General features: G+C 36.8%; 25 protein-coding genes. 13 read left to right on the forward strand and 12 right to left on the reverse strand.

Annotated features, from left to right (window positions below):
• The first annotated feature begins 1 nt into the window (after position 1).
• The gene (locus IWB64_RS11165) at positions 2-967 is read left to right on the forward strand and encodes an aldo/keto reductase (RefSeq protein WP_194534068.1); all 966 of its coding nucleotides are present in this window, start codon (positions 2-4) and stop codon (positions 965-967) included.
• Between the two features lie 34 nt (positions 968-1,001).
• Here the strand turns inward: IWB64_RS11165 and IWB64_RS11170 are convergent, their stop codons facing one another.
• From IWB64_RS11170 to IWB64_RS11185, 4 genes are read right to left on the reverse strand one after another with little or no spacing between them, the layout of a single operon-like run.
• Positions 1,002-2,318 (reverse strand): DUF819 family protein, encoded by a 1,317-nt coding sequence (locus IWB64_RS11170; protein WP_194534069.1) that lies wholly within the window; start codon positions 2,316-2,318, stop codon positions 1,002-1,004.
• Positions 2,319-2,349: 31 nt separating this feature from the next.
• Entirely contained in the window at positions 2,350-3,153 is an 804-nt protein-coding gene (locus tag IWB64_RS11175; protein WP_194534070.1) for a Cof-type HAD-IIB family hydrolase, read from the reverse strand.
• A 40-nt stretch (positions 3,154-3,193) separates the two neighbouring features.
• On the reverse strand, positions 3,194-3,361 hold the full coding sequence (locus IWB64_RS11180; RefSeq protein ID WP_194534071.1) for a DUF4177 domain-containing protein: 168 nt from the start codon (positions 3,359-3,361) through the stop codon (positions 3,194-3,196).
• A gap of 35 nt (positions 3,362-3,396) precedes the next feature.
• Positions 3,397-5,652 carry a transglycosylase domain-containing protein gene (locus IWB64_RS11185; RefSeq protein WP_194534072.1) on the reverse strand — a complete coding sequence of 752 codons (2,256 nt, stop codon included), beginning with the start codon at positions 5,650-5,652 and terminating at the stop codon, positions 3,397-3,399.
• A gap of 106 nt (positions 5,653-5,758) precedes the next feature.
• On the opposite strand from IWB64_RS11185, the gene IWB64_RS11190 reads away from it, so the two are divergent.
• Positions 5,759-6,529 (forward strand): S1/P1 nuclease, encoded by a 771-nt coding sequence (locus IWB64_RS11190; RefSeq protein WP_194534073.1) that lies wholly within the window; start codon positions 5,759-5,761, stop codon positions 6,527-6,529.
• Between the two features lie 186 nt (positions 6,530-6,715).
• On the opposite strand, the gene IWB64_RS11195 is transcribed toward IWB64_RS11190, so the two are convergent.
• Together IWB64_RS11195 and IWB64_RS11200 are read right to left on the reverse strand one after the other, a co-directional pair.
• Positions 6,716-7,315, reverse strand: coding sequence for an alpha-ketoglutarate-dependent dioxygenase AlkB family protein (locus IWB64_RS11195; protein ID WP_194534074.1), 600 nt, complete (start codon positions 7,313-7,315; stop codon positions 6,716-6,718).
• Positions 7,315-8,202, reverse strand: coding sequence for an AraC family transcriptional regulator (locus tag IWB64_RS11200; RefSeq protein ID WP_194534075.1), 888 nt, complete (start codon positions 8,200-8,202; stop codon positions 7,315-7,317). The genes IWB64_RS11195 and IWB64_RS11200 overlap by 1 nt, the downstream gene beginning before the upstream one ends.
• Positions 8,203-8,417: 215 nt before the next feature.
• On the opposite strand from IWB64_RS11200, the gene IWB64_RS11205 reads away from it, so the two are divergent.
• Positions 8,418-9,002: a hypothetical protein gene (locus IWB64_RS11205; protein ID WP_194534076.1), complete on the forward strand. Its 585-nt coding sequence runs from the start codon at positions 8,418-8,420 to the stop codon at positions 9,000-9,002.
• A 68-nt stretch (positions 9,003-9,070) separates the two neighbouring features.
• Here IWB64_RS11205 and IWB64_RS11210 read toward each other — a convergent pair whose 3' ends face one another.
• The 3 genes from IWB64_RS11210 to IWB64_RS11220 form a co-directional block, all read right to left on the reverse strand.
• Positions 9,071-9,424 carry a DoxX family protein gene (locus tag IWB64_RS11210; RefSeq protein WP_194534077.1) on the reverse strand — a complete coding sequence of 118 codons (354 nt, stop codon included), beginning with the start codon at positions 9,422-9,424 and terminating at the stop codon, positions 9,071-9,073.
• A complete protein-coding gene (locus IWB64_RS11215; protein WP_194534078.1) occupies positions 9,421-10,062 on the reverse strand; it encodes an MOSC domain-containing protein in 642 nt (213 codons plus the stop codon). Before IWB64_RS11215 ends, IWB64_RS11210 begins: the two co-directional genes overlap by 4 nt.
• Positions 10,063-10,160: 98 nt before the next feature.
• Positions 10,161-10,982: a hypothetical protein gene (locus IWB64_RS11220; RefSeq protein WP_194534079.1), complete on the reverse strand. Its 822-nt coding sequence runs from the start codon at positions 10,980-10,982 to the stop codon at positions 10,161-10,163.
• A gap of 333 nt (positions 10,983-11,315) precedes the next feature.
• Between IWB64_RS11220 and IWB64_RS11225 the strand changes: the two genes are divergently transcribed.
• Both IWB64_RS11225 and IWB64_RS11230 read left to right on the forward strand, forming a co-directional pair.
• Positions 11,316-12,914 carry a solute:sodium symporter family transporter gene (locus IWB64_RS11225; RefSeq protein WP_194534080.1) on the forward strand — a complete coding sequence of 533 codons (1,599 nt, stop codon included), beginning with the start codon at positions 11,316-11,318 and terminating at the stop codon, positions 12,912-12,914.
• Between the two features lie 44 nt (positions 12,915-12,958).
• Positions 12,959-13,768 carry an inositol oxygenase family protein gene (locus IWB64_RS11230; protein WP_194534081.1) on the forward strand — a complete coding sequence of 270 codons (810 nt, stop codon included), beginning with the start codon at positions 12,959-12,961 and terminating at the stop codon, positions 13,766-13,768.
• A 54-nt stretch (positions 13,769-13,822) separates the two neighbouring features.
• On the opposite strand, the gene IWB64_RS11235 is transcribed toward IWB64_RS11230, so the two are convergent.
• Positions 13,823-14,197 (reverse strand): hypothetical protein, encoded by a 375-nt coding sequence (locus IWB64_RS11235; RefSeq protein ID WP_194534082.1) that lies wholly within the window; start codon positions 14,195-14,197, stop codon positions 13,823-13,825.
• Between the two features lie 395 nt (positions 14,198-14,592).
• Positions 14,593-16,485 carry a molecular chaperone HtpG gene (gene htpG, locus IWB64_RS11240; protein WP_194534083.1) on the reverse strand — a complete coding sequence of 631 codons (1,893 nt, stop codon included), beginning with the start codon at positions 16,483-16,485 and terminating at the stop codon, positions 14,593-14,595.
• A 422-nt stretch (positions 16,486-16,907) separates the two neighbouring features.
• Between htpG and IWB64_RS11245 the strand changes: the two genes are divergently transcribed.
• The 4 genes from IWB64_RS11245 (at position 16,908) to IWB64_RS11260 (ending at position 20,597) form a co-directional block, all read left to right on the forward strand.
• Positions 16,908-17,567 (forward strand): TetR family transcriptional regulator C-terminal domain-containing protein, encoded by a 660-nt coding sequence (locus IWB64_RS11245; protein ID WP_194534084.1) that lies wholly within the window; start codon positions 16,908-16,910, stop codon positions 17,565-17,567.
• 32 nt (positions 17,568-17,599) lie between these two features.
• Positions 17,600-18,910: an ABC1 kinase family protein gene (locus IWB64_RS11250; RefSeq protein ID WP_194534085.1), complete on the forward strand. Its 1,311-nt coding sequence runs from the start codon at positions 17,600-17,602 to the stop codon at positions 18,908-18,910.
• 111 nt (positions 18,911-19,021) lie between these two features.
• Positions 19,022-20,029 (forward strand): 3-oxoacyl-ACP synthase III family protein, encoded by a 1,008-nt coding sequence (locus tag IWB64_RS11255; protein WP_194534086.1) that lies wholly within the window; start codon positions 19,022-19,024, stop codon positions 20,027-20,029.
• Positions 20,030-20,237: 208 nt separating this feature from the next.
• On the forward strand, positions 20,238-20,597 hold the full coding sequence (locus tag IWB64_RS11260; RefSeq protein ID WP_194534087.1) for a CoA-binding protein: 360 nt from the start codon (positions 20,238-20,240) through the stop codon (positions 20,595-20,597).
• A gap of 47 nt (positions 20,598-20,644) precedes the next feature.
• On the opposite strand, the gene IWB64_RS11265 is transcribed toward IWB64_RS11260, so the two are convergent.
• Positions 20,645-22,138 carry a sodium:solute symporter gene (locus tag IWB64_RS11265; RefSeq protein WP_194534088.1) on the reverse strand — a complete coding sequence of 498 codons (1,494 nt, stop codon included), beginning with the start codon at positions 22,136-22,138 and terminating at the stop codon, positions 20,645-20,647.
• Between the two features lie 57 nt (positions 22,139-22,195).
• On the opposite strand from IWB64_RS11265, the gene recR reads away from it, so the two are divergent.
• The 4 genes from recR (at position 22,196) to IWB64_RS11285 (ending at position 26,569) form a co-directional block, all read left to right on the forward strand.
• Positions 22,196-22,816: a recombination mediator RecR gene (recR, locus tag IWB64_RS11270; RefSeq protein WP_194534089.1), complete on the forward strand. Its 621-nt coding sequence runs from the start codon at positions 22,196-22,198 to the stop codon at positions 22,814-22,816.
• Between the two features lie 83 nt (positions 22,817-22,899).
• Positions 22,900-24,264 carry a dihydrolipoamide acetyltransferase family protein gene (locus IWB64_RS11275; protein ID WP_194534090.1) on the forward strand — a complete coding sequence of 455 codons (1,365 nt, stop codon included), beginning with the start codon at positions 22,900-22,902 and terminating at the stop codon, positions 24,262-24,264.
• A 164-nt stretch (positions 24,265-24,428) separates the two neighbouring features.
• On the forward strand, positions 24,429-25,706 hold the full coding sequence (locus IWB64_RS11280; RefSeq protein ID WP_194534091.1) for a hypothetical protein: 1,278 nt from the start codon (positions 24,429-24,431) through the stop codon (positions 25,704-25,706).
• A gap of 86 nt (positions 25,707-25,792) precedes the next feature.
• Entirely contained in the window at positions 25,793-26,569 is a 777-nt protein-coding gene (locus tag IWB64_RS11285; RefSeq protein ID WP_194534092.1) for a 3'-5' exonuclease, read from the forward strand.
• Positions 26,570-26,585 lie beyond the last annotated feature (16 nt).

Raw genomic sequence — 26,585 nt, forward strand, 5'->3', positions numbered from 1 at the left:
TATGACAGAGAATACATCCAAAACTCAAATAGGGTTGGGTATGGCCGCTTTGGGCCGCCCGGAATATATAAATATTGATAGTTTAGATAGGGACAAGTCTGAAGTTGCTTTCAAGGCTAATGCTTTTAAAGTGTTAGATGCTGCTTACGAGAACGGCGTACGTTATTTTGATACGGCTCCGTCCTACGGAAAAGGCGAAGAATTTTTAAAAAACTGGAACGATAGCCGTAAACATACAGATGTGATCTTGGGTACAAAATGGGGGTATACCTATGTGGCCAATTGGCAGTTGGGCTATGAAGGTGCTCATGAAGTAAAAGAACACTCTCGGGAGAAGCTTATTGAGCAGTGGGAGGTGTCACAATACCTGCTTCCTTCTTTAGAATACTACCAAATTCATTCCGCGACTTTTGAAAGTAAGGTACTTCAGAATAAGCCTGTGTTGGAAAAGCTATTGGAGTTAAAAAGGATGATTGGGCTCAAAATAGGTATTTCCACTAGTGGACCAAATCAAAAAGAGGTTATTGAAAATGCATTGCAAATACAAATAGATGGCGAGGTGGTTTTTGACAGTTTCCAGGTAACTTATAATATGTTGGAACAAGCGGTCTTGCCTGTTTTACGAGATATAAAGTTACAAGGTAAAAAGCTGATTATAAAAGAAGCCATGGCCAATGGCCGGGTTTTTAAAAACGACAAATATCCTCAATACCAGTCTTTATATGCTACGTTAGAAACTTTGGCGGAAAAGCACCAAGTAGGCGTGGATGCCGTTGCTCTGCGTTATGTTATGGATGCCATTCAACCCGACTATGTTTTGAGCGGAGCGGCAGATATTAATCAGTTGGAACAAAATTTAAACGCGAATTCTTTCACTTTAAACGAAGAAGAACTAGCAGAACTTACAAAGGAAAAAGTAAACTCCAAAGTATACTGGGAGGAACGCAGCCAGTTGAGTTGGGATTAAGGTATGATTCGCTGATGAATAGTTGGTTTTAAATCTAAAGTGCCGAAGCAACCTCCATCAAATAGGCACACAACAGTGCGCCACCAGTACCTACCACATAACCAAAAACAGCTAGAAGCACCCCAACGGAAGTCAACGATGGGTGAAATTCCGCAGCTACAACAGGAGCCGAAGCAGCACCGCCTACATTAGCTTGGCTACCTACTGCTAAGAAGAAGAAGGGAGCCTTTATAAGTTTTGCTACAAGGATCAATAGTCCTGCATGAATGGAAATCCATATAAAACCAATGGCAATCAAGCCCGGGTTTTCAAGTACTTTACCAAGGTCCATTTTCATACCTATGGTCGCTACAAGAAGATAAATGAACATTCCGCCAATTTTGCTGGCACCGGCACCTTCATAGTTTTTAGCTTTGGTAAATGACAATGCTATACCTGCGGCAGTAGCAATGACCACCATCCAAAAGAAACTTGAGCCCAAGAAAGATAGAAAGCTTTTTTGATCACGAACGCTTTCAAAAGAATTCGTCAACATTGCGCTAATATTATTCCCGAAAAAATGTGCAATACCCGTTGCGGTAAACGCAAAGCAAAGCATCATCATATAATCTTTTAAGGTAGGTACACGGGTAATTTTTTCGGCAAAGGCGGTCACCTTTACTTTTAGCGTTTCAATAGCAGAAGTATCGGCTTTAAGCCATTTGTCAATTTGTTTGGTACGGCCTACACCCAGCAGAATAACGGCCATCCAGATATTGGCGACAACAATGTCTACCAGCACCATAGCACCATATTTCTCAGGATTGTATTTGAAGATTTCATACATGGCAGCTTGGTTAGCGCCACCACCGATCCAACTACCGGCAATGGTAGAAAGTCCCCTCCATATAGCATCAAAGTCATTTCCGCCCACCGTATCGGGAGAAAAAATAGAGACGATTAAAATAGCAATTGGTCCGCCAATAATAATACCAAGGCTACCGGTTAAAAACATGATTAATGCCTTGGAACCTAAATTCATAATCGCCTTTAAATCGATACTCAACGTCATGAGTACTAAAGCCGCAGGTAGCAAATACCGACTGGCAACATAATACAGACTAGAAGTGTGAGTTATGATTTCACCTGTTTCGCTTAGGGTTTCCCATTTTTCGGCAACAATTCCTGTAGAAGCCAGTATACCAGGTAAAAGGTAACACATGAGCACGCCAGGAACAATACCGTAGAATTTACTCCAGAAGCCTGTGTTCTTAGATGAGCCATAAAAAATGAAGCCTAGGCAGAGCGCCAAGAGTCCAAAAACAACAGTATCATCGGTTATTAGCGGAGTGGGTAGAAGAGGTTCGGTCATATAATTTTTGGGTACTTTTCCTCAAATATAATCAAATTACCAGATGCTTTTTAATATAGTGTGCCACGCCATTTTCTGTATTGGACAGGGTTACGGCATTGGCAACAGCTTTTACTTCTTCACGAGCATTACCCACTGCAACCCCATGGCCACTATTTTGAAGCATTTCAATATCATTGTAATTATCACCAAAAGAGATGACATGCTCAAGAGATTCACCTTCTTGTAACAATGATTTTATAGCCGATAGTTTTGAAACGGATTTTGGAGCCACTTCAATTAAAGTATCATTAGAGCGATATAGGTTGAGATGTTCACCCAATTTTTCTTCTAAAGCAGGGTAAAGGATATCAGCACTTTCTTTAGTGCTCATGAGCATTATCTTGTGTGCCCCAATTTCGCGACCTTTCCAATCGGAAAGAGTTTCTGGTGTAGGTCTAAAAACAGGAGAGGTCTTGGTGTATCTAATCTCCTTTTGAACACGTTCCGAATCTACTACTACATACCATTCATTTTTATAGTACAAACCGAGTTGAGTATTGTTGGCTTCTGCCAGCTCATATATTTGCTGGAGATGCTGCGTGCCAATATGTACGGAAGAAAGTTCTTTGTCTCCATCAAGTATCAAGGCGCCATTGTAACAAATAATAGGTTGTTCTTCAATAGCCAGGTCTTTTTGCAAATAGGTCATAGCACTAGGCATACGCGCTGATACTAAAATGACTTTTAAATGTGATTTAATGCGATCAATTTCGGCAATTGTAAGTTCGGAAACATCGCTTTTTGTGGTTAATAAAGTGCCATCTAAGTCGGAGCAGAGTATTTTGTATTTCAAAGGGTATAGTTTTTATTTAAGATTCTAAATATGCTTTTTATTATGCTTCATCTCTTTCAAGAACAGCTTTTAAACTTTGTAATTCCATACACACGACACTTACAACACGCCATCCTCTTTGTGCCAACGCATTGAGTTCAATCTCAAATTCGGCGTCATTATTTTTTAAAAGCCCAATTTTTTGAGTAACAATTTTATATTTTTTCATGAATTACAAGTTTAGATTTATTTAAAAATAAAGCTTTAGCCAGAATTCCTTTTCCTGAAAGCTTTTGTCTTTTTCTTATCGGGATTTTTAAACAAGCGTTTAAAGAAGCCATCACGTTTTACGGGTTCACAATCTAGCATCTCTAAAGTTGCTGGATTGGGGCGTTTAAACTGTGCTTGGGTAATTTCATTATAGTATGAATGCTTGTTCATTTCCTGCATCCACTTGGCAAAAATAGGGAGGGCGGCATTTGCGCCTTGTCCCAAACTGGTACTTCTAAATCCAATTTCATGATTGTCCAGTCCAACCCAGGTAACATGGATCAATTTTGGCATAATTGCCACAAACCATGCATCTTTATTGTTTTGAGTGGTTCCGGTTTTCCCGGCAATAGCGTTGTTCAGTTTATAGGTTGTACGTATTCTAGAGGCTGTACCCTTATCTATAGTACCTTTCATCATTTCTACCATAATTTGCCTTGTTTCTTCCGAAAAAGCCGTTGTTTTAGCTCTTTTTGGTTCAAATTTGGTTAAAACGGAGTCTTTTCTATCGGTAATCTTTTCAATGAGGTAGGGGAGAACTGCTTTGCCATTATTCATATAACTTGCATATGCGCCGGCTAATTCATTAAGATAAATTTCTCCGGTACCCAATGCTAGTGACGGCTGTTCAGGTAATTTTGAGAAAATACCCATGTTCTTTGCCATGGTTATAACGTTTTGGATTCCCGCCTTTTCCAGAACTTTTACCGCTACCGTATTTACGGAATGGCTTAGTGCCTCCTCCATGGAATAGTTAAGATAGGCCTCGTCTTTTTTACCGGAGTTACTTGGTGTCCATCCTTTTAAATTTTCATATTCTACCTCTTCTGCAGAGAAATAGGTGCAAGGTAAAGTGCCCGTTTCCAACGCTGCGGTATAGACAATAGGTTTAAAGGTAGAACCTACTTGGCGTTTGCTCTGTGCAACATGGTCGTACTTAAAGTGTTCAAAATCTACACCACCAATCCAAGTTTTTACAGCACCTGTTTTTGGGTCCAGTGCTAAAGAACCGGTATTCAAAATTTTCATGTAATGAGCAATACTATCTATAGAGCTACCTTTTAGGGTCTTCTCGCCATCCCAATCCGTCAATACTAATTCTTTATTTAAACTGAGGGAATCCATAATTTGCTGATGTTCCAAACCTTGTTTTTTAAGCTTTCTATAAACATCGGAATTTTTGACCACCTTCTCAATTAGCTTTTTGTTTTTTAGCCATGGTGCATTTTTTCCATAGCTTTTTTCAAAACTACTTTGCAGCGATTTCATATGATCCTGCATGGCTTCTTCTGCCCAGAATTGCATATTATAATCCAAGGTGGTATATACTTTTAGACCGGAAGTGTAAATATTGTATTCATTACCTTCTTCCTTCTGCTTGTCATTCCATTTTAGCAATTGCTTTCTAACTTCTTCCCTAAAATAAGGCGCCAGTCCAGAATTGTTATCAAAGTCGCGATAGTCTAATTTTGTTGGGATATTGGTAAGGCTATCTTTCTGTTCTGCGGAAATATAATCGTTGTTCGCCATGGATAACAATACTAAATTTCTACGGGTCAGGCTCCTCTCCGGAAATATACGAGGGTTGTAGCCGTAGGTAGCTTTCAGCATTCCTACCAAAACAGCACCTTGCTCAACTGTGAGGTCTTTGGCTTGCTTATTGAAAAATTTAAGCGAAGCACTCTCTATCCCAAAAGTGTTATCGCCAAAGGAAACGGTATTTAGGTAATGGGTAAGAATTTCGTCTTTGGAGTAAATGTCTTCCAGTTTGGAAGCAATGAACATCTCTTTTATTTTATCGACTACAATATTTGCCTTTTTTCTATCCCTACGGGGGTATAAATTTTTAGCAAGCTGTTGTGTTAAAGTACTTCCGCCACCTGCGGATTGGTCCTGCATAAGTAAAGTCTTTACAGCTACGCGCCCTAAACTGGGGTAGTCAATACCGGTGTGCTCGTAAAAACGTTCATCTTCAATGGCCACCAAGGCGTTCAGTACATTTTTAGGAATAGCCTCAAAAGCAATAGGTTGCCTATCAAATAAATAATACTTACCAATAAGTACACTGTCTGCGGTATAAACTTCAGAAGCTCTTTGGTATTGGAAGTCAGAAAGCTCTTCCTTGCCTGGTATTTTGCCCCAAGCTCCCCAGTAAATACTGAGAATAAAAACAAAGAAGAATACCACAAAGGCGATTGCGGCTAGTAAGATATATCTTAAAAATGAGGGCTTTATTCTTTTTAAAATCAAATCGATAAATTTTGTGAGTGCAATATCAAATTAAAAAATGAAACACTTGAGTTTCTTAACAATAGATTCAACTTCAATTTTCTACTTTTGCGGCTAAATTTATTTCATGCGAAAAATAGTATTCTTTCTGTTCTTAATAACAACACTTTCTAACGCAAACGATGGGGAATGGTCAAAAACCGGACACCGTACCGTTGGCGAAGTAGCGCAGCACCATCTTTCAAAAAAAACAAAGAAGGCTCTAAAAAAATTACTGAACGGAGAGAGCTTAGCTTATGTATCTACGTTTGCAGATGATATAAAGGCCGACAGGGCTTACAAAGAATTTAGTGCCTGGCATTATGTGAATATTCCTGAAGGAAAAGATTACGCAGATATTGAACCTAGTAAAAATGGCGATCTTATTACGGGTATTAACAAATGTATTGAGATAATTAAAGATGAGAACAGCAAAAAGGAAGACAAAGTCTTTTACCTTAAAATGTTGGTACATTTGATAGGTGACCTTCATCAACCAATGCACGTGGGTCGTTTTGAAGATAAAGGGGGTAATGATATTCAGTTGCAGTGGTTCAATGAGGGCACCAATTTACATAGGCTTTGGGATTCTAATATGATTAATTCATATGGAATGAGTTATACGGAATTGGCGTCTAGTCTTCCAGAACTTTCAAAAGAACAGGTAAAGTTTATTCAACAAGGTACCATTATAGACTGGGTTGAAGAGTCTCAAGAAATAGCTGGTAAATTGTACGATTCCGTAGAATCGGGAGAGAAATTGTACTACCGCTACAGTTATGATTGGTGGGGTACTGTTGAAAACCAACTACAAAAAGGCGGATTGCGCTTAGCTAAGGTCTTGAATGAACTTTTCTAAACCTTTTTTACCATTTATCAAAAAAACGCTTACGTTCAACGAAACATTATACATTAAGGCCCAATTTGAGGTTATATTAGAGTAGATGGTTGTGAGGACATTAGCCGGCACCCGGTGGCTAAAGGCAGCAATCTTCTCATATGTAAAGGGTATAAAAAAATCGGCCATTTTTAATGGTCGATTTTTTTATATAATAATTCTAAAAGTTAGGTTGATGCGTTCGTCAACAGTTTTTGCAGTTTTTGATATTTGGTGTAGCCAGTGTTCTTGCGTAGTTCCTTTCATTAAAAGAAGGCTACCGTGTTTCAAAAGAATTTTCTTTTTCAGATTTTTATTCGTTCTATGTTTTAGGTGAAAAAATCGTTCTTGACCTAAAGTCAACGAAGCAATAATTGGGTTTTTACCCAACTCTTTCTCATTATCTGCATGCCAACCGTTACTATCTTGCCCGTTCCTATAGAGGTTTAATAAGCAGGTCGTGAACGTTGCATCAGTTTTAGTTTCTACTTTTTCTTTAATTTCTATAAGTTCCCGAGTAAACGAATGAGGCACCATTACCAATTTTGAATACGAGTAGGGTTTGTCATTGTTACCATATAGAGCAGTAAGCCGTGGCTGGGCATAGGTTTTTCCAAACACGGTAATATCGTCTTGCTGCCATGGGGTTTTATTTCGAAGCAAATCAAAATATGCATCAGCCTCTTTCTGACCTATAAAATTCGGGTAATAAATAATATCACTATCCGGTAGGTTTAAGTCTATTTCATCTGAGAACAGACCATCCATTACTTAAGAACTGTTTTCAGTTCGTTTCTATATTCAGATGGGTTTTGTCCCGTAAAGGCTTTGAACTGCTTGTTGAAATGCGAGAAATTATTGAATCCGCTTTCAAAACAAACTTCGGTAATACTTAAAGGTTGCTCCGCTAAAAGCTTGGATGCATGCACCAAACGATACTCGTTAACAAACTGAACAAAGGTCTTATTGGTAATTTTTTTGAAATAACGACAGAATGAGGGTATGGTCATACTTACCATATTACTTATTTCATCTAGTGTAATCTCTTCTTTAAAGTTATTCTTTACATGATTGAAGACTACGTTGATGCGGTCATTATCTTTTACTTCGGTCTCCATAGAGAAACCTTCGGCATTCAAAATTTTAAACTCTTTGGAATTACCCAGTTCGTTTAAAATATTTAAAATAGAAAGCAAACGCTGAAAATGTGTCTGATACTCCAGAATCTGCATTTTCTCGCCTATCTTTCTTTTAGTCTTTCCAGAAAAGGCAATACCACCCTTGGCCATTTCAAAAAGTGATTGAATTTTTTTCATCTCAGGAATATCAAAAAAATCGTTTCCTAAGAAATCCAGTTTCATCTGTATTACGGTTTCGCTCTCATTATCCGTAAGAGAGTTGGTGAAACCACAATGCGGGAGATTACTACCTATTAATATAAGGTCTCCCTTTGAATAATAGGATACGTGACTACCAATCTGCCTTTTTCCCGATCCACCATATACATGAACCAGTTCTATCTCAGGATGATAATGCCATACATTGTTCTTATTGTTCTTACTCGCATCAAATCTTTGATACGTATAAGAATGCCCAAAACTAGGTTCAATGACCTCAAAAGCGGGCTTCTGATTTGTTTGCGGGGGTTTGTTCATAATACAAAATTAAAAAAGGGGATTTCTACTGTTCTTTGCAAAATTAACCAAAATAGACTCAATATTACCCCAAAGGGTGTTTTTGTATATATACAATGGTAAAATAGCACAGTTATTGGCGAATTGTGGAGTAGTGAGAGCAAGATATCGGGGGTATGTTTGTAGTATATTATTAACCTACCCTGTGTGACAGCAGGATATTAAACAACAACGATATGAGAAAAGTAGTAAGAACCGCCGCAATGATCGCTTTATTATTCACTACGACTGTAGGCATGGCTAACGAACCCAAACTTAGTGTTGTACCAAATGAAAATGTAAAAAGCTTTGTTTACGAACTAGATGCCCAATCGGGAAGAACAACTATCAAGTTTATGGACGCAGAGCAGAATGTTATATTCTTTGAAACTGTTGAAAAAGGAGGCTATGCCAAGAAATTTGACCTTTCTAACCTTAAAGATGGTCTTTACTTCTTTAAATCTGAAGATGATTTAAGCTCTGTAGCTTATACCATTAAAGTAAACGGAAGTGATGTAGAGGTAATCGATAGAAAAGAAAACAGTAAACCAGTTTTTAGAGTAAAAGAAAAAATGGTTTATCTAAATCTATTGAACCTGAACAGCGAAGATGTTGACATTAAAGTTTACGATAGCAGTAACAGATTGGTTTTCTCTGAAAAAAGAGAAGGCGAGATGGTTATCGAAAAAGCATTTGATTTTACCAAAGCCTACGACGGTGAGTACACAGTTGTAGTAAGAGACAGCAAAGAAACCTATTACAAAGCTGTTACGGTAAACTAAGGAAGTTTAAGTTGAGTTGAGTTAATTGCCCCTAATGTTGTTGAGAGCGTTAGGGGCTTTTTTTGTGCTTACAGGTAATTATACGCCCAGTACATTAGAGCAAATTGCAAGGGCAATCTTAATAGTAATAACCATTTAGGGAATCCCGCGGAAGCTTTTTTACTAGACAGCATATAAAAATGCACGAGTAAGAATACCGCTAACATTAAAATAAGCCCGTAAATAGCATAGTCTTTTGTAAAAGGAAGGCAAACGCCTACACCTAAAATTATTTCGGCAACACCACTCAGTTGCACTAATAGTTTATGATTAGGTAAATATTGAGGCATAATCCTCATATACGCCTTAGGTTTTATAAAATGCATGATGCCGCCCATCACATAAATTATTCCCATTACATATAAATGCCAAGGGTAATTCATAATTTAGGTAGGTATTTCTTTAAACGTTCTCGTTTATAATCAGGTAAAGATTCGTTGTTCAAAGCCAATTGTAGTATTCTAGGGTCTTTTTTACGCATGAATAATAATTCAAAAAAATCTTTCACGGTAAGGCCGTTTTCTGACTGTTCTGCCAACACCAATTCGTCGCCATTTTTTACTTCTCCTTCTTCTAGGATACGTACGTATGTTCCTGGAAAACCATAATCTATATACTGTTTTAAAATACTCTGATTTTTAAATCGAATTCCTAATTTATAACAAGGTTCCCTTGGTTGCGATACTTGTACCAATGCGGTTCCTAATTTGTAAATATCTCCAATACGGATTATAGACTCATCAAAATCACTAATCGAAAGATTTTCTCCGAACATTCCCCAATTCCAATCCAAATCAGGATATATGCTTTTCCAATAATCATAATGGTCTACTGAAAATAGAAAACAGGCCTTGTTTACACCTGCATGATGCTTTCTGTCTATTACAGTGTCTTTGGCCACATCTGTTTTACCTAAAAAAAGAGGTTCATCTACCGGGTATTTAAATATTCCGGTTTGTTCTTCCTTGTCGTTCCAAGTAATAGTGGTTGGACGGCCAATATTGGTAGAGATAATTTTCATGAATTAAAAATAGACAAACCATCATCAATTAACGAATGATAACTGCGGTTTAAAAAATTATAGTACGATGATTCTTTAGCTATTTTAATTTACGTGCACTACTTCTGGTAATATGGGGTACGTTTCATTAAGTAATTCAAAGCGGTTATATAGTTATCGCGTGTTGTAGCCATAAATGGAACACGGTTAACATCTACAATTTTATTTCCATCTTTATCATAAATTTTAAAAAGGACCTTAGTATCAAACTCATCCATAGATCTGCTGGAGCCTGATGAATATGTTTTCACTTTTTTTTTCTTGGTGTCTACTTTTGTAGTACTAGAGCCTGATGAAGATGAGGTTGTACTACGGTAGTCCACAGTAATTTTGCCTGTTACTAAAACGCCTGCACCAACAATTTTGGCAATTTCGGTCATTTCATAGTTTCGTAAATCATTAGCTTTAGTAATGCCCGCTTCGCGCAATCTTTTTAAGGTAACATCTACATCTTGGTATGTAATTGTATTTCTCTCGGGTTTACGCATAAGGTTATGGTAGTAATACTCTTGAGCTTCAAATCCCTCTTCGGGAGCTTCGGTGCCGTCAAAAACAAATTCAAAAGGTAGTACAGCTCCCTCATTACTTTTCATTGTGGGGAACTCAAAATCTGGACTTATAGATTGGCGCCCGGTAGTTGACTGTGAGAAGAGTTGTTCTCGACCACTTTTAAAAGTAATTTTATGAACTGCTTCTTTTTTGACAACGTTTTCCAAGTCCTCTCCTATGTAACTATAGGTAATTGTATTGGGCTCAACTCTCAAGACCTTAACGGCTATAGTTTCTCCATTGGTCATGAAAATCTCGTCTGATGCATTCTGGGCATTTGCGGAGTAGAACATTACTATAAAAAACAATGACAGCAGTTTAGAATATTTCATTTTAAAGTTTATTTGTGGTTCGTTGCTAAAGTACAAACCCACTACAAATTATAAAATACTGGATTTCTGGTATTTTTAACCGTTCCATTCAATAGAGGTAGGGTTGCCAATTTTGGTTGGTACAATTCTTATACTTCAACGGTAAACAACCTATTTGAAATTACGCATACTCTAGCAACCCAAGTTTTTGGTTGGATAGATTAGATTTTATGCTAAAGTTTCGTTTGCGCACACGAAAAATCAGCAAAATTCCTAATTTATTCAGTTTATTTGTGTTTATTTGACATATAAGTACAGGATTTATTTTCAATCTAATCCTATTTCATCCCTTTTATGGCGTTATTGACATTTTTACTCTTCACCGGTTTTGTCGCTTTTTATGCTACATACAAGCTTAGGCGCGATAAACTGAATACTAAAGACGGTTACTTTTTAGGAGGCAGGTCATTAACAGGAATTGTCATTGCTGGTTCATTATTACTAACCAATATTTCTACAGAACATTTGGTGGGGATGAACGGTTCTGCATACAGGAATGGAGCAATTATTGTTGCTTGGGAAGTAACCTCTGCTTTAGCTTTGGTTATTGCAGCTTTGTATTTTGCACCTCGGTATTTAAAAATGGGATTGACAACTATCCCCGAGTTTTTAGAAAAACGATTTGATGGTCTCACGCGCACCTTTGTTGCGTTGCTTTTAATTATTTCATTTGTGGCCACTCTGCTACCTATTGTACTGTATACAGGGGCTTTAAATATTGAAGCAATTTTTGAAATCTCAGAATTATTGAATGTTGCCCAAAGCGATGGTATATGGATAACCATTATAGTAGTAGGTACCATTGGTGCTGTATATGCCATTTTTGGAGGATTGAAAATGGTAGCTTATACAGATACAATAAACGGATTTGGTCTCTTAGTAGCCGGTCTGCTTGTTCCTATTTTAGCTTTATTGAGTATTGGAGATGGAAATGTGTTTGAAGGAATGACGACGGTTTTTAACCATAGTCCAGAAAAATTCAACGTAGTAAGTGATGAATCTGGAGTAGGAGAGGGAGCACGTTCTGCGATATTACCTTTTGAGGTTTTGTTTACGGGTCTTATGATAAATCAGATTTATTTCTGGACCATGCATCAATCTATTATACAACGGGTATTGGGAGCGGTAAATTTAAAAGAAGCCCAAAAAGGACTGCTATATACCGGTTTGCTTAAGATATTGGTTCCTTTGGTAATTGTATTGCCAGGTCTTATCGGTTTTTATTATTTTGGAGAGAGTCTTTATGATAATCCAGACAATGTATATCCGCTTTTGGTGAAAAAAGTTTTGCCACTCTGGCTTACGGGTTTTTTTGTTGCGGTAATGATGGGTGCCATTTTAAGTACGTTTAATAGTGCATTGAATAGTGCGGCAACGGTGTTTAGTTTAGATGTTTTTAAAAAGTATATTCAGAAAGATGCCAGTGATAAAAAATTGGTAATCATAGGTAAAAGTACATCTGCTATTTTGGCCGTTCTGGCCATAGGTATAGCCCCGTTTGTTGCCAATGCGCCCGATGGTCTCTACCAATTACTACAACAGCTTAACGGAATATTTTTTATACCCATTGCTAGTGTAATTATTGCTGGATTCTTATTCCCAAGAGTTACCGCCATAGGGGCAAAAGCGGGACTAATGTTCGGTTTGGTATTCTATGTGGTTATGTATTATGTAATTGAAGTGAATCTTCATTTTATACATATTTGGGGAATAGAGTTTGTGCTGAATATAGTAGTTATGCACGTGGTTTCGGCCTTAGGAAAAAAAGAAGAAAGATTTATAATGAAAGATGCGGGTATTTTAAACCTCAAACCTTGGAGGTATGCCAAGCCCTTTAGTCTCTTTCTAGTGTCATTTACGATTATTTTGTACCTTGTTTTAGGTAATGTGTAGACTAAAATAGTTGTTGTAAGTAGTTAAAAATTAAATTGTTAAAGATGGAAAAAACGTTCAGAGATTATGAAGCTGTAGATGTGTCGGCGGCTGTTAAGGAGCATTATAGAAAAATGCGTAAAAAGCAAACTGTAGACTATGTGCAACGTATGCATAAGAAATATTTGACGTTTGACAAGCCTATGGATTTATGGGAGGCTATGGGGCACTTAAATGATTTAATAGATGTAAGTGACCCAGATTTGGATTTACCAAACGTACAGCACCTAATCCAAAGCGCAGAAGCAATTAGAGCGGACAACCGTCCGGATTGGATGCAGCTTACAGGTCTTATTCACGATTTAGGAAAAGTGATGTTCCTATGGGGAAGTGATGAAGATGGTACCAGCCAAGATGAGCAATGGGGAACTGTAGGAGATGTATTTGTGGTAGGATGCGAATTGCCAGATACGTGTGTCTATCCTGAGTTTAATAAGTTGAATCCAGATATGGCGGATACTCGTTATAATACGCCAACAGGAATTTATGAAAAAGAATGTGGTATGGATAATCTTGATTTGGCTTGGGGCCATGATGAGTATCTGTTTCAGGTTCTTTCAAACCATAAAGAAAACAATTTGCCCAAAGAGGCTATGGTTATGATACGTTACCACTCTTTTTATCCTTGGCACACAGGCGGGAGCTATAAAGAACTTCTAAATGAAGGAGATAAAGAATATTTAGAACTTATTAAAGATTTTAATAAATATGACCTGTATACAAAGTGTCAAAAAATCTATGATTTAGAGGATGTAAGAGATTATTACCAACCAATTGCTGAAAAATACTTGGGAAAAGGACCTATTTATTGGTAATATTCATTCGGAAAAGATTTTGAAACGGTTGCTTTTCACGGTCTGGAGTAGCCGTTAAGGTTTCATTTCTAATATCTTAATTATGACCGTGTTCTCTCCAATATTTTCAAGGTCATTAATCATTTCTCCATTATTACTGGTCCAATAGAAACACTTGGCTTTTTCAATACGTAACAGCGCTATTTGACCATTAATATTTCGCGAAATTAGAAGGCCATCAGTAAAACTAGTACAGCTACAGTCACGTTGGTGCAATCTAAAAGGCAAACGTTCTTTTGGTTTTAGAGCAATTTCGCTTAAAATAAGGTCATTATTTTCAAAAAGGATGTTACCGATTTTATTATCAAATTTTTTTTCTTTGATTTCTTTCAACTTCTTTTTATCCCAATTTTCAAATTGGCCTTTTGGATTAAGTTCTGTAATAACCATAAATAAATATACTTTGTTTAACTAAAAGAGCAATTACCTAGGGTAAAAGAAGAAGCTCTAATTATATCTTACATACATTAATTCCTTTTCCAAAGTTGCTTAACATTTCGTAAAAAAGAAAGACAGATAGCACAAAATATAATTGTTTTGTGAAATTATAATAAAAAAACTATGAAAATTAAGTATGTTATTTTTTAATAATCCATTATTAGGAATACCGTATTTTCTTTTTTAAAACGTTTAATCTGGATAATACCAGAAGGGGATTTCGACCAAAGTCTTAGTGTAATCCATACCCTCACATATTTTCTCGGAAGATATGAATTTTAACAAGAAAAAACGTCCAATTGCTGAACTCAGCAATTGGACGTTTTTGTAAGTGTATTTGTTTAATATTACTTCACCATCTCGTAGCTACGCTTAATGAAGTTTGTCAATTCTTCACCTTTCAACAAGCCTTTAGAAAGACGGGCCAAATCAATAGACTGGCTAATTAACCTTTCACGTTTCTTAGCTGTTTTGGTATTTAATATTTCACCTACCAATTCAGAATTTGTGTTTACGATAAGGTTGTACATGTCTGGCATGGCACCCATACCAAACATACCACCGCCACCACCGGTCTGTTGCATCTCTTTCATACGACGCATAAACTCAGGCTCCGTAATGATAAAAGGAGAAGCATCACTATCCATAGCTTCTAGCTGAACGGTGTAACTTTTATCTGTTATTACTTCTTCTAGGTTCTTTTTAAGGGTTTCTTTTTCCTCATCGGATAATTTTGAGATTTGATTTTCCTCTTTTTTGATAAGGTTATCCAAATGGTCTGCATCTACACGGGCAAAAGAAAGCTTCTCTTTAGACGTTTCCAATTTCTGCATTAAATGACCAATAATAGGAGAATCCATCAACAGAACTTCGTATCCTTTAGCTTTTGCAGCTTCAATATAACTGTGCTGAGCAACCTCGTCAGAAGCATAAAGAACTACTAGCTTATCGTCCTTATCAGTCTGGTTTCCTTTAATTTTTTCTTGAAGTTCTTCAAAAGTAAAATACTTACCATCTACAGTAGGGTAGAGTGCAAACTTGTCTGCTTTTTCAAAGAATTTATCATCGCTAAGCATTCCGTATTCAATAACGATTTTAATATCGTTCCACTTCTGCTCAAATTCCTCTCTACTGTTTTTGAAGAGCGAATTTAATTTATCGGCAACTTTTCTAGAGATGTACGAAGATATTTTCTTTACAGCACCATCTGCCTGAAGGTATGATCTAGAAACATTTAACGGAATATCCGGAGAATCAATCACACCACGTAGCATAGTCAAAAATTCCGGTACAATACCTTCTACGTTATCAGTGACGAAAACTTGGTTTTGATACAGTTGTATGCGATCTTTCTGTTGGTTAAGATCGTTGGTCATCTTTGGAAAATAAAGAATACCAGTAAGGTTAAAAGGGTAGTCTACGTTTAAGTGAATATGGAACAATGGTTCATCAAACTGCATTGGATATAACTCACGGTAGAAGCTTTTGTAGTCATTATCATCTAAATCTGCCGGTTGTTTGGTCCAAGCTGGGTTAGGATTATTAATGATGTTGTCTACTTCTTGTGTAGGAGCAGGGTCTTCTTCCTTAGCATCTTCTGGCTTAGGTAAAGTTTCCGTTTTCATGCCAAATTTAATAGGAATAGGCATGAATTTGTTATACTTGTTCAACAGCTCATTAATACGGCCTTCTTCTAGGAACTCCGTAGAATCTTCGGCAATATGAAGAATGATCTCTGTACCACGCTCTTTTCTTTCGCCTGGCTCCAAAGTAAAGTTTGGAGAACCATCACAACTCCATAAAACTGCTTCAGAACCTTCTTTAAAACTCTTGGTACTAATTTCTACTTTCTCGGCTACCATAAAGGCAGAATAGAAACCAAGACCAAAATGACCTATGATACCGCTTTCCTTAGCACCATCTTCATATTTGTTCAAGAATTCTTCAGCACCGGAAAAGGCTAGCTCGTTAATATATTTTTTGACCTCGTCTTCGGTCATACCAATACCTTGGTCTGTAATATGTATTTTTTTACCTTCTTTGTCAATCTTAACCTCAATCATTGGGTTGCCGTATTCTACTTTGGCTTCTCCAATAGCGGTAAGGTGTTTTAATTTTAAGGTAGCATCTGTTGCATTAGATATGAGCTCTCTTAAAAAGATCTCGTGGTCACTGTACAAAAATTTCTTTATCAGCGGAAAAATGTTCTCCACCGAAACATTGATTTTACCTGTAGACATAAATTATAAATTTTAGAAATGTTCTCGCCAGAGCTAGAACTTTGTTTAATACTTAGTTTCAATCTTCTGCATAGAAGAATCTGGTAGTGTTTACCTGCGTAGTGGTTGTCAAAAAAAATACCACATATGAAGACTATGACAAACTGACATATTAGTGTGACGAAATAAGTATAGTAATTTATTTTGTTTAATTTATTTTTAAATTCGTTAAACATTTTATATCTTTGTTGGAGATGTGATTAAGATTGCTGTGAAAGAGAGAGTTTTTAATCAAGATCATGTTTATAATCATTTATTGGTTAGGTTGTTTTAAAACGTGCTTTCTCCGGGAAGCACGTTTTGTGTTATGCAAGAAAATTGGTATACCGTTAACAGTAAATGCGGCACTTTAGGCGTAATTTTAATATATAAAATTGTTCAAGATGGTAGCAAAAACGAAAACAAAAAAAATTACAGAAGATACTATTATAGAAATGTACATGGATTATGTTTTGGAGCATGAAAGCGTTCCGAAATCCATTTATAAATTCTGTAAGGAGAATAAGGTTCCCGAGGCAGACTTTTACGCCTTTTTTGGCTCTGTAGAGAGCTTACAGAAGGAAATTTGGAATAAATTCTACACCAATACGGAAGCTCTTCTGAATAAAAACAAGGAATACGAAGGTTTTACGAACAAGGAGAAAATGCTCACTTTTTTCTACACGTTCTTTGAGATGCTTACGCTAAACCGTAGTTATGTCTTATTTGCTTTAAAGCAGAATAGCAGTACACTCAAAAATCTTGAACAGTTAAAAGGCCTGCGCAAGCACATAAAAGGTTTTGCAACTGGTCTTATAGATGATGCAAATGCAGAGAAGAACCTGAAAATCACCAAATATAATCCACAACTTTTTTCAGAAGGAGCGTGGTTGCAATTCTTGTTCGTTCTTAAATTTTGGATGGATGATAATTCTGCAGGATTTGAAAAAACGGATATGGCCATTGAAAAATCAATCAATACCATATTTGACATATTTGATAATACACCGCTAGATAATATTATTGATTTCGGGAAATTCCTGTATAAAGAAACATTTGCGTAATTAGTGGAATTTACCCTTTCAAAAGAAAATATATGAAGACACTTGATAGTATACCAACCGGTAAGATAGAAAGAGCCAGCAAATTGGTTAAAACGGGTGTGAAGATAGGAGGTAACTATGCAAAGTATTTAGGTAAAAAGTTGGTTAATCCTGAAATGGATAAAAACGAACTGAACGAAAGCAATGCAGAAGATATTTACGATGGACTAAAAAGTCTAAAGGGTAGCGCTTTAAAAGTGGCCCAGATGCTTAGCATGGAGAAGAATATATTGCCTAAGGCGTATGTAGATAAATTTTCTCTTTCTCAGTTTTCGGTACCGCCGCTTTCAGCGCCATTAGTAAGGAAAACATTTAAAAAGTACTTGGGAAAGTATCCTGAAGAGTTGTTCGATACTTTTGAAAAGGATAGTATAAATGCCGCTAGTATTGGTCAGGTTCATAAAGCAACAAAAAATGGTAAACAACTGGCTGTTAAAATTCAATATCCAGGAGTAGCCCAAAGTATTTCTAGTGATTTGTCATTGGTGAAGCCCATTGCTATTAGAATGTTTAATCTAAAAGGAAAGGACTCCGATAAGTATTTTAAAGAGGTAGAAAATAAGCTTATTGAAGAAACTAATTATTTTTTGGAAATAGAACAAAGCATTAGTATAACGGAAAGTTGTTCGGTTATAAAGAATCTTGAGTTTCCTAAGTATTATGAAGAACTATCTAGTGAGCGTATCATTACAATGGATTGGATGTCCGGTCAACATTTGAGTGAGTTCACTAATAGGGATTTTGATGAGCAAGTTGGTAATAAATTGGGCCAGACCCTTTGGGATTTCTACATGTTTCAGATTCACGGGCTTAAAAAAGTTCATGCCGATCCGCATCCAGGAAACTTTTTGGTAAGTGAAAACCATACTTTAATTGCTATAGATTTTGGCTGTATCAAAGAAGTTCCCAATGAGTTCTATGTGCCTTATTTTGAATTGGCGCAAAAGCATAATATAGAAAACGATACGGTTTTTATGGAGAAACTTTACGAGTTAGAAATACTAACTGAAACCGATACTCCAGAAGAAATTAAATTCTTTAAAGCACTTTTTAAAGAAATGCTTACACTCTTAACTTCGCCGTTCCATGAGGACAACTTTGATTTTGGTGCAGATGATTTTTGGGATAAAATAGCCGATTTAAGCGAACGTTATTCAAATGATAGTCAAATACGAAAGATGAACGGTAATAGGGGGTCTAAGCACTTCCTGTATATGAACAGGACTTTCTTTGGTCTTTATAATTTACTGCACGACCTAAAGGCAAAAATTGAAGTAAATAGTTATAAGCAATACATATCTTAAACTTTACCGCGTTAAAATTCATACTATTTATTTTGCTTATCTTAGAAATTTACGGGTTACTTTGCAGCATGGTTTAAGGCTGTAGCTTTTAAAATTTTAAAAAAACCTTCTATGTATAATTCAAAAATAACGGGACTTGGATATTTTGTACCCGAAAACGTAGTGACCAATGATGATTTGGCCAAGTTAATGGATACCAACGATGCGTGGATTCAAGAACGAACGGGTATTAAAGAAAGAAGACACGTGGTAAAAGGTGGAGACACTACTACAACCATGGGTGTTAAGGCGGCGAAAATCGCTATTGAACGTGCAGGTATTGATAAAGATGATATTGATTTTATCGTTTTCGCGACCCTAAGTCCAGATTACTATTTTCCTGGTCCAGGTGTTTTAGTGCAACGAGATTTAGGTATTAAAACGGTTGGTGCCTTAGATGTAAGAAACCAATGCTCCGGTTTTATTTACGCGTTAAGTGTGGCTGATCAGTATATTAAAACAGGCATGTACAAGAATGTTCTTGTAATTGGTTCTGAGTTGCATTCTCATGGTCTTGATATGACCACAAGAGGTAGATCTGTTTCGGTTATATTCGGAGATGGAGCAGGTGCAGCAGTATTGAGTAGGGAAGAAGATAATTCAAAAGGGCTACTTTCTACACATCTGCATAGTGAAGGTCAACATGCAGAGGAATTATCGTTGATAGCTCCAGGTATGGGTAAGCGTTGGGTTACAGATATTATTGAAGATAATGATCCTAACGATGAATCATTCTATCCTCATATGAACGGTCAGTTTGTATTTAAAAATGCCGTGGTTAGATTTAGTGAGGTGATAATGGAAGGTTTAAAAACCAATCACCTTACGCCGGAAGACATTGATATGTTAGTTCCACACCAAGCTAACTTACGTATTTCTCAATTTATACAGAAGAAGTTTGGGCTTGGAGATGATCAAGTCTTTAATAACATTATGAAATACGGTAATACTACCGCAGCATCTATTCCCATAGCCCTTACAGAGGCTTGGGAGAACGGAAAGATTAAAGAAGGAGATTTAGTGGTACTAGCCGCTTTCGGTAGTGGTTTCACTTGGGGTAGCGCTATTATAAAATGGTAACTTTATGGCAAAACAAAACCCCGATGTCTCCATCGGGGTTTCTGTCGTTGATGCTGCTATACTAAACACTAACCATTAACTATAAACATATAGCATTATCACCGACCAATATTTTTGAAATGCTGTTCTTTTAATACCAGTTTTACAATAGACGGATATTTTATTCAAAAGTTACATCTTTAATGAACTTTAACATCATATTTAACATATGAAAACAACACTAGTCTTCGGAACTTCCCTTAAACCCAGTAGATATAGTAATCTAGCCGTAAATAGGCTATTAGATCATAATATCAAAACTGAAGCATTTGGTTTACGCGAGGGCAAAATCAGGGAAACACAAATAAAGACCAATTTAAATGATTTTCAAAATATTCATACCATTACTTTATACATAGGAGCTGCTCGTCAGCCTGAGTATATCGACAAAATCCTACAAATAGGTCCAAAACGAGTCATTTTTAATCCGGGAACGGAAAATCCTGAATTCTACGCAACACTGCAAAAAGAAGGGATTGAGGCGGTAGAGGCATGTACTTTGGTCTTATTGGCAACCGGTCAATATTAAATGATCGATGAAATACACGTAAGATTTTTCCTATAAAACTTTAACATTTAGGAAGTTACATTTTTATCAGTTGTTATTGTATGATTCTTATTTCTAATCAGCCAAAGCCCTAGAAAAGTTAATAATCCGTTCAAAGGTAGTAATTCATACCCAAATTTGTAACCGCCTAAATATTCCGTTGGCAAGTTCGTAAACCCTATAATAGAGAGAACGGACAATAAGGCAATAATCCATACATAATTATCTTTTATTGAATGCTTTGTGAATATACCAAAGGTAAATAGTCCCAATAAAGGACCATAAGTATATGTGGCAACGGTCAAGAGGCCGTCTATAACGTTTCGGTCTAAAATATACTTGAACAGAATAACGGTTATAATTAAAAGAATACTCATCCCTACATGTGTTGTCTTTCTTATTTTGTTTTGGTCTTTTTTGGCTTTTTCATCAATGTTTAAAAAGTCTACACAAAAAGAGGTTGTTAAGGAAGTCAATGCGCTATCTGCGCTACTATAAGCCGCAGCTATTAATCCTAGCATAAAGGTAACGGCAACAACCATTCCCAAACCACTGTTCATTGCAATTTCTGGAAATAGAAGATCGGGTTTGGGTTGGCCATCCATTAATGGAATAGCAATGTTGAATTTGGCCGCATAGATAAATAAAAGGGCTCCTAGCAAGAGAAAAATAAAATTCACAACGACTAGAACCAAACTGAAGGAAATCATGTTTTTCTGGGCGTCTTTAAGCGATTTGCAAGTAAGATTTTTCTGCATCATATCTTGGTCTAGACCGGTCATGCAAATGGTAATGAACATACCTCCAAAAAAGGATTTTAGAAAGTGGTTCTTGTCAAAAAAACTATCTGTAAATAGTATTTGGTTGTACTGCTTTAATTCTTCGGATGCCAGGAACTCCGTAAAAGTCCAATCTAATTTCTGATTTATAAAATAAATGCTCAGCCCAACGGATAAAAGCATAAAGGCCGTTTGGAGGGTATCTGTCCAGACAATTGTTTTTATTCCGCCTCTAAAAGTATATATCCATATTAATAAAATAGAGAGGATAACCGTAACCTCAAACGGTACGCCTAGTTCATCAAATACAAATTGTTGTAGAACAATTGCTACCAAAAACAGCCTAAAGGAAGCTCCCAGAACCCTGGATATAAAGAAAGACACTGCGCCCACTTTATAACTTACGATACCAAAACGCTTTTTTAAATATTCATAGATAGAGGTAACGTTCAGTTGGTAATAGATGGGCAGTAGAATAAAGGCTATGACAAAATAACCTGCCAAGTAACCAAAAACCACTTGCATATAACTGAAGCCAGAAGCTTCTACCCAACCGGGTACAGAGATAAAGGTAACTCCTGAAAGAGAGGCACCTACCATTCCAAAAGCAACCAAGTACCAAGGAGAAGATTTTCCCGCCTTGAAAAAGTCAACATTAGAATCGTTTTTTCCTGTAAAATAGGATATCAATAAAAGTAAGAGAAAATAAGCACCTATTAAGATTAGGATGTGCGTGGCGGTCATGTAATAAAATTTAAAACCAAAGTACAAAAAGTAAAAATAGTACGTAATTTTGTGACTATGGATTTTTCTTCAAAGCTTCTCGAGAATGCCGTTTACGAAATGTCGCAATTACCAGGAATAGGTAAACGCACGGCACTTCGGTTGGTTCTTCATTTGCTTAAACAGCCTAAAGAACAGACAGAAAGGCTCTCAAATTCATTGTTAAGCTTGCGTAGTGAGATAAAATTTTGCGAAAATTGCCATAACATTTCAGATGTGGCCGTGTGTGAAATTTGTGCCAATCCCAAACGGGATAGGAGTTTGGTTTGCGTTGTTGAGGATATTCGTGATGTTATGGCTATTGAGAACACAAGTCAGTACAAAGGCTTATATCATGTTCTAGGTGGTAAAATATCGCCTATGGAAGGGATTGGCCCTCAAGATTTAACTATTGGTTCTTTGGTAGAAAAGGCCCAAAAAGGAGAAGTTAAGGAGTTTATTTTTGCCTTAAGCTCCACTATGGAGGGTGATACGACCAATTTTTATATTTATAAGCAATTAAACGGTTTAGATATTAATACTTCAACTATTGCCAGAGGAATAGCCGTGGGCGATGAGCTGGAATATGCCGATGAAGTCACACTAGGACGGAGCATATTAAACCGTATTCCATTTGAAGGTTCGTTAAAAGCGAATTAAATAATGTGACAAATATAACCGATAGGTGTTTTTTTTGGTATTTTTGCGACAAAATTAGAGTAAAAGCATTCTAAAATAAGAATATGTCAAAGTTTGAACTGAAATTACCGAGAATGGGTGAGAGTGTTGCGGAAGCAACGTTAACCACTTGGTTGAAAGAAGTTGGTGATACTATTGAATTGGATGAACCTATTTTTGAAATAGCTACTGATAAGGTAGATTCAGAGGTTCCAAGTGAAGTGGAGGGTATTTTAATCGAAAAGCTTTTTGATATAGACGATGTAATCAAAGTGGGTGATACCGTAGCGATTATTGAAACAGAACAATCTATTGACGTAGCGCAGTCCGCTGTTCAAAGCGAACCGGTTGCTGCATCAAATGGTGCTGAGAAATCTGCTGCCATGGTAGAGGAAACTGTAAAAGTGGCCAAAGATGCTGTAAGTGCACCTGTACATCATAATCAAAAATCATCTTCTGAGCGCTTTTATTCGCCTTTGGTGAAAAATATAGCAAAACAAGAAGGTATTTCTGTTGCTGAACTTGATACGATAACGGGAACGGGAAATGAAGGTCGCGTTACTAAAAATGATATTCTGGCCTACTTAGAAAATGGCGCGGTTAAAAAGGTTGAACAGCCACTAGAAAAAACTTCTGCTCCAAAGGTAGCGGCAGTTCCTGTTGCAAACCACAAGCCTTCAGAGGTTAAACCAACCAATGGTTCCGGTATAGCGCAGGGTGCCGATGGTGAGGTTGTGCCTATGAGCAGAATGGGTAAAATGATAGCCAAGCATATGGTAGACAGTGTGTCTACTTCTGCACATGTTCAGAGTTTTATTGAGGTAGATGTCACTAAGATTGTAAATTGGAGAAATAAGGTAAAGAGCTCTTTTGAAAAGAGAGAAGGTGAGAAGTTGACTTTTACACCAATCTTTATTGAAGCGGTAGCTAAGGCCCTAAAAAAATATCCTTTGATGAACATTTCGCTAGTTGGCGATACGGTTGTTAAAAAGAAAAACATCAACATAGGCATGGCAGCTGCTTTACCGGATGGAAATCTTATTGTTCCGGTAATAAAAAATGCAGACCAGTTGAATTTGGTAGGTATGGCTAAAGCCATAAACGATTTGGCGTCTAGGGCTAGAGAAAATAAACTTAAGCCAGATGAAGTTCAAGATGGGACATATACTGTGACCAATGTAGGTACTTTTGGTAGTGTTTTTGGAACGCCAATTATTAATCAACCTCAAGTGGGTATTCTTGCACTGGGTGCTATTCGTAAAATTCCATCGGTAATAGAAACTCCAGAAGGAGATTTCATAGGAATTAGAAGTAAGATGTATCTTTCTCATAGTTACGATCATAGAGTGGTAAATGGTGCATTGGGTAGTATGTTTGCAAAAGCAGTTGCAGATTATTTGGAAGCCTGGGATGTAGATAGGGAGGTATAAAGTGTATTATACACACTTTTCTGTTGAAGCATTCTTATTTTAAAGTTATATTTCTTTAAAATCTGTGAATTATTTTGGGTTTTTGGTCCGCTTTAGCTGTTAATAGATTAATAATCTTATTTTCATGCGATAGATAAGTATCCATAAGGCCTCCTAAACCAACAATGCCAAATAGAAATCTCAATACGTCATCAAGACAAATTCTAAATTTGTTATGCTTCTTTTTATTTAGCACCCCTCTTTTTTTACTTGCACAAGAAGAGAGTGGAGGTGAAGAGGTGAAAGCTCCACTAAACCTATATATAGATTGCAACTGCGAGAAGAACTATCTACGGCAGGAAATCAATTATGTCAGTCACGTACGTGATCAGGGGCAAGCCAATATCAAACTGTTTATTTATGACGTTACCAATGGTAGTGGTGGACGAACGTACATGTTAGAATTTGAGGGTGTAGATGATTACAAAGATATTCTTGGCAAGCTTACCTATGATAGTACTGCTAGTATGACTGATGATGAGGTCCGTAAGGGGCTTTTGAAAAAAGTGCAATCAGGACTTCTTCAGTACGTTTTAGAGTCGGACCTGGCAGAAAATATCACGTACACCGTAAATAAGGAAGGTCTTGGAGAAATTCAAGAGATTGATTTTAGAGATCCTTGGAACAATTGGATTTTTGAAGTTTACGGAGAGGCAAAGATTAAAAGGGAATCTAGCCGTAAAGAGTTTGAATATGAATTGGGTTTTCAAAGTGATCATGTAACGGAAAAACTACGGATCCGTAGTGATTTGCAAATTAACCAAGCAAATAAGGAAATCGTCAACGATGATGAAATTTTTACAAGTGAGCGCTTTAGGTATTCTGCAGATGCTAGTATTGTTGCAAGTTTGTCCGATCATTGGTCTGCAGGTGTTTTTGGTGGCGTGCAACATAATACCTTTACGAATCTAGACTTTAGATACTATGCAAGGCCAGCTATTGAATACAACATTTATCCTTATAAAGAAGTACTTCGTAGAGAGATTGTATTCGCTTACAAAATTGGCTATTTCCATAATGATTATATAGAGCCAACTATTTATCTCAAAGAGGCGGAAGGTGTCTTTAGTCATTCTTTAGATGTACAAGTAAGATACCGTCAGCCGTGGGGCAATGTATATGCCCGCTTAATTGGCTCTACCTTTTTAAATGACTTTACCAAGAATAGAATTCAGTTGAACGGAAGTTTTTCCGTGCGTCTTTTAAAGGGTCTTGCAGCCCGGTTTTCAGGAAGGTTCGAGTTAATTCGTGATCAAATAAACTTGCCTGGTGGAGATGCTTCTTTGGAAGATGTATTGTTGCAACAAAAGCAAATTGCTACAGATTATGAGACCAGCCTTAGCGTAGGGCTTAGTTATACCTTTGGCTCCGCTTTTAATAATGTTATAAACACCAGGTTGTAGTGGTTATTTTCTTTATTAAGAAAAGTATGGATATGTTTTCTTGAACCTTGTTAAATAGTATCTTTGTTAAAAAAATAGCGAAAAACATGGAGCTTAATCTCACGCGTCCCATTTGTTTTTTTGATTTGGAAACTACGGGTACCAATGTTGCCAAAGACCGAATTGTAGAAATATCTGTTTTAAAAGTATATCCTAACGGGAATAAGGAAAGTAAGACTTGGTTGGTAAATCCAGAAGTGGAAATACCGGAAGAGGTAATTGCTATTCACGGTATTTCCAACGAAAAAGTGGCCAACGAGCCAACTTTTAAAGACCTTTCTAGGACTATTTATGCCATGATAAAGGATTGCGATTTGGGCGGATTTAATTCTGACCGTTTTGATATTCCTCTATTGGCTGAAGAAATGTTGCGTGCCGAGCTGGATTTTGATATGAAGAGTATGGTTTCTATAGACGTTCAAACTATATTCCATAAAATGGAAAAACGAACATTGGTAGCGGCATACAAGTTTTATTGCGATAAAGACCTTAACGATGCCCATAGTGCCGAAGCAGATACGCTGGCTACTTATGAGGTGTTGTTGTCTCAATTAGATAGGTACCCAGATTTAGAGAATAATGTTAAAAAATTGGCTGAATTTTCTACTCATCGGCAGTTTGCAGATTTTGCGGGCTTCTTAGGATATGATGAAGATGGTGCTGAGGTTTTTGCATTTGGCAAACATAAAGGCAGAAAAGTATTAGATGTACTAGAGAAAGAACCCGGCTACTTCGGGTGGATTTTAAATGCCGATTTTCCCCTGTATACCAAAAAGGTGTTGACACAAGTTAAATTGAGTCAGCTCAACAACAAGTTAGGTTAGAGAATTTTAAAAAGTT

Origin of the sequence: Zobellia nedashkovskayae, assembly GCF_015330125.1 — a bacterium.
Lineage (GTDB): Bacteria > Bacteroidota > Bacteroidia > Flavobacteriales > Flavobacteriaceae > Zobellia > Zobellia nedashkovskayae.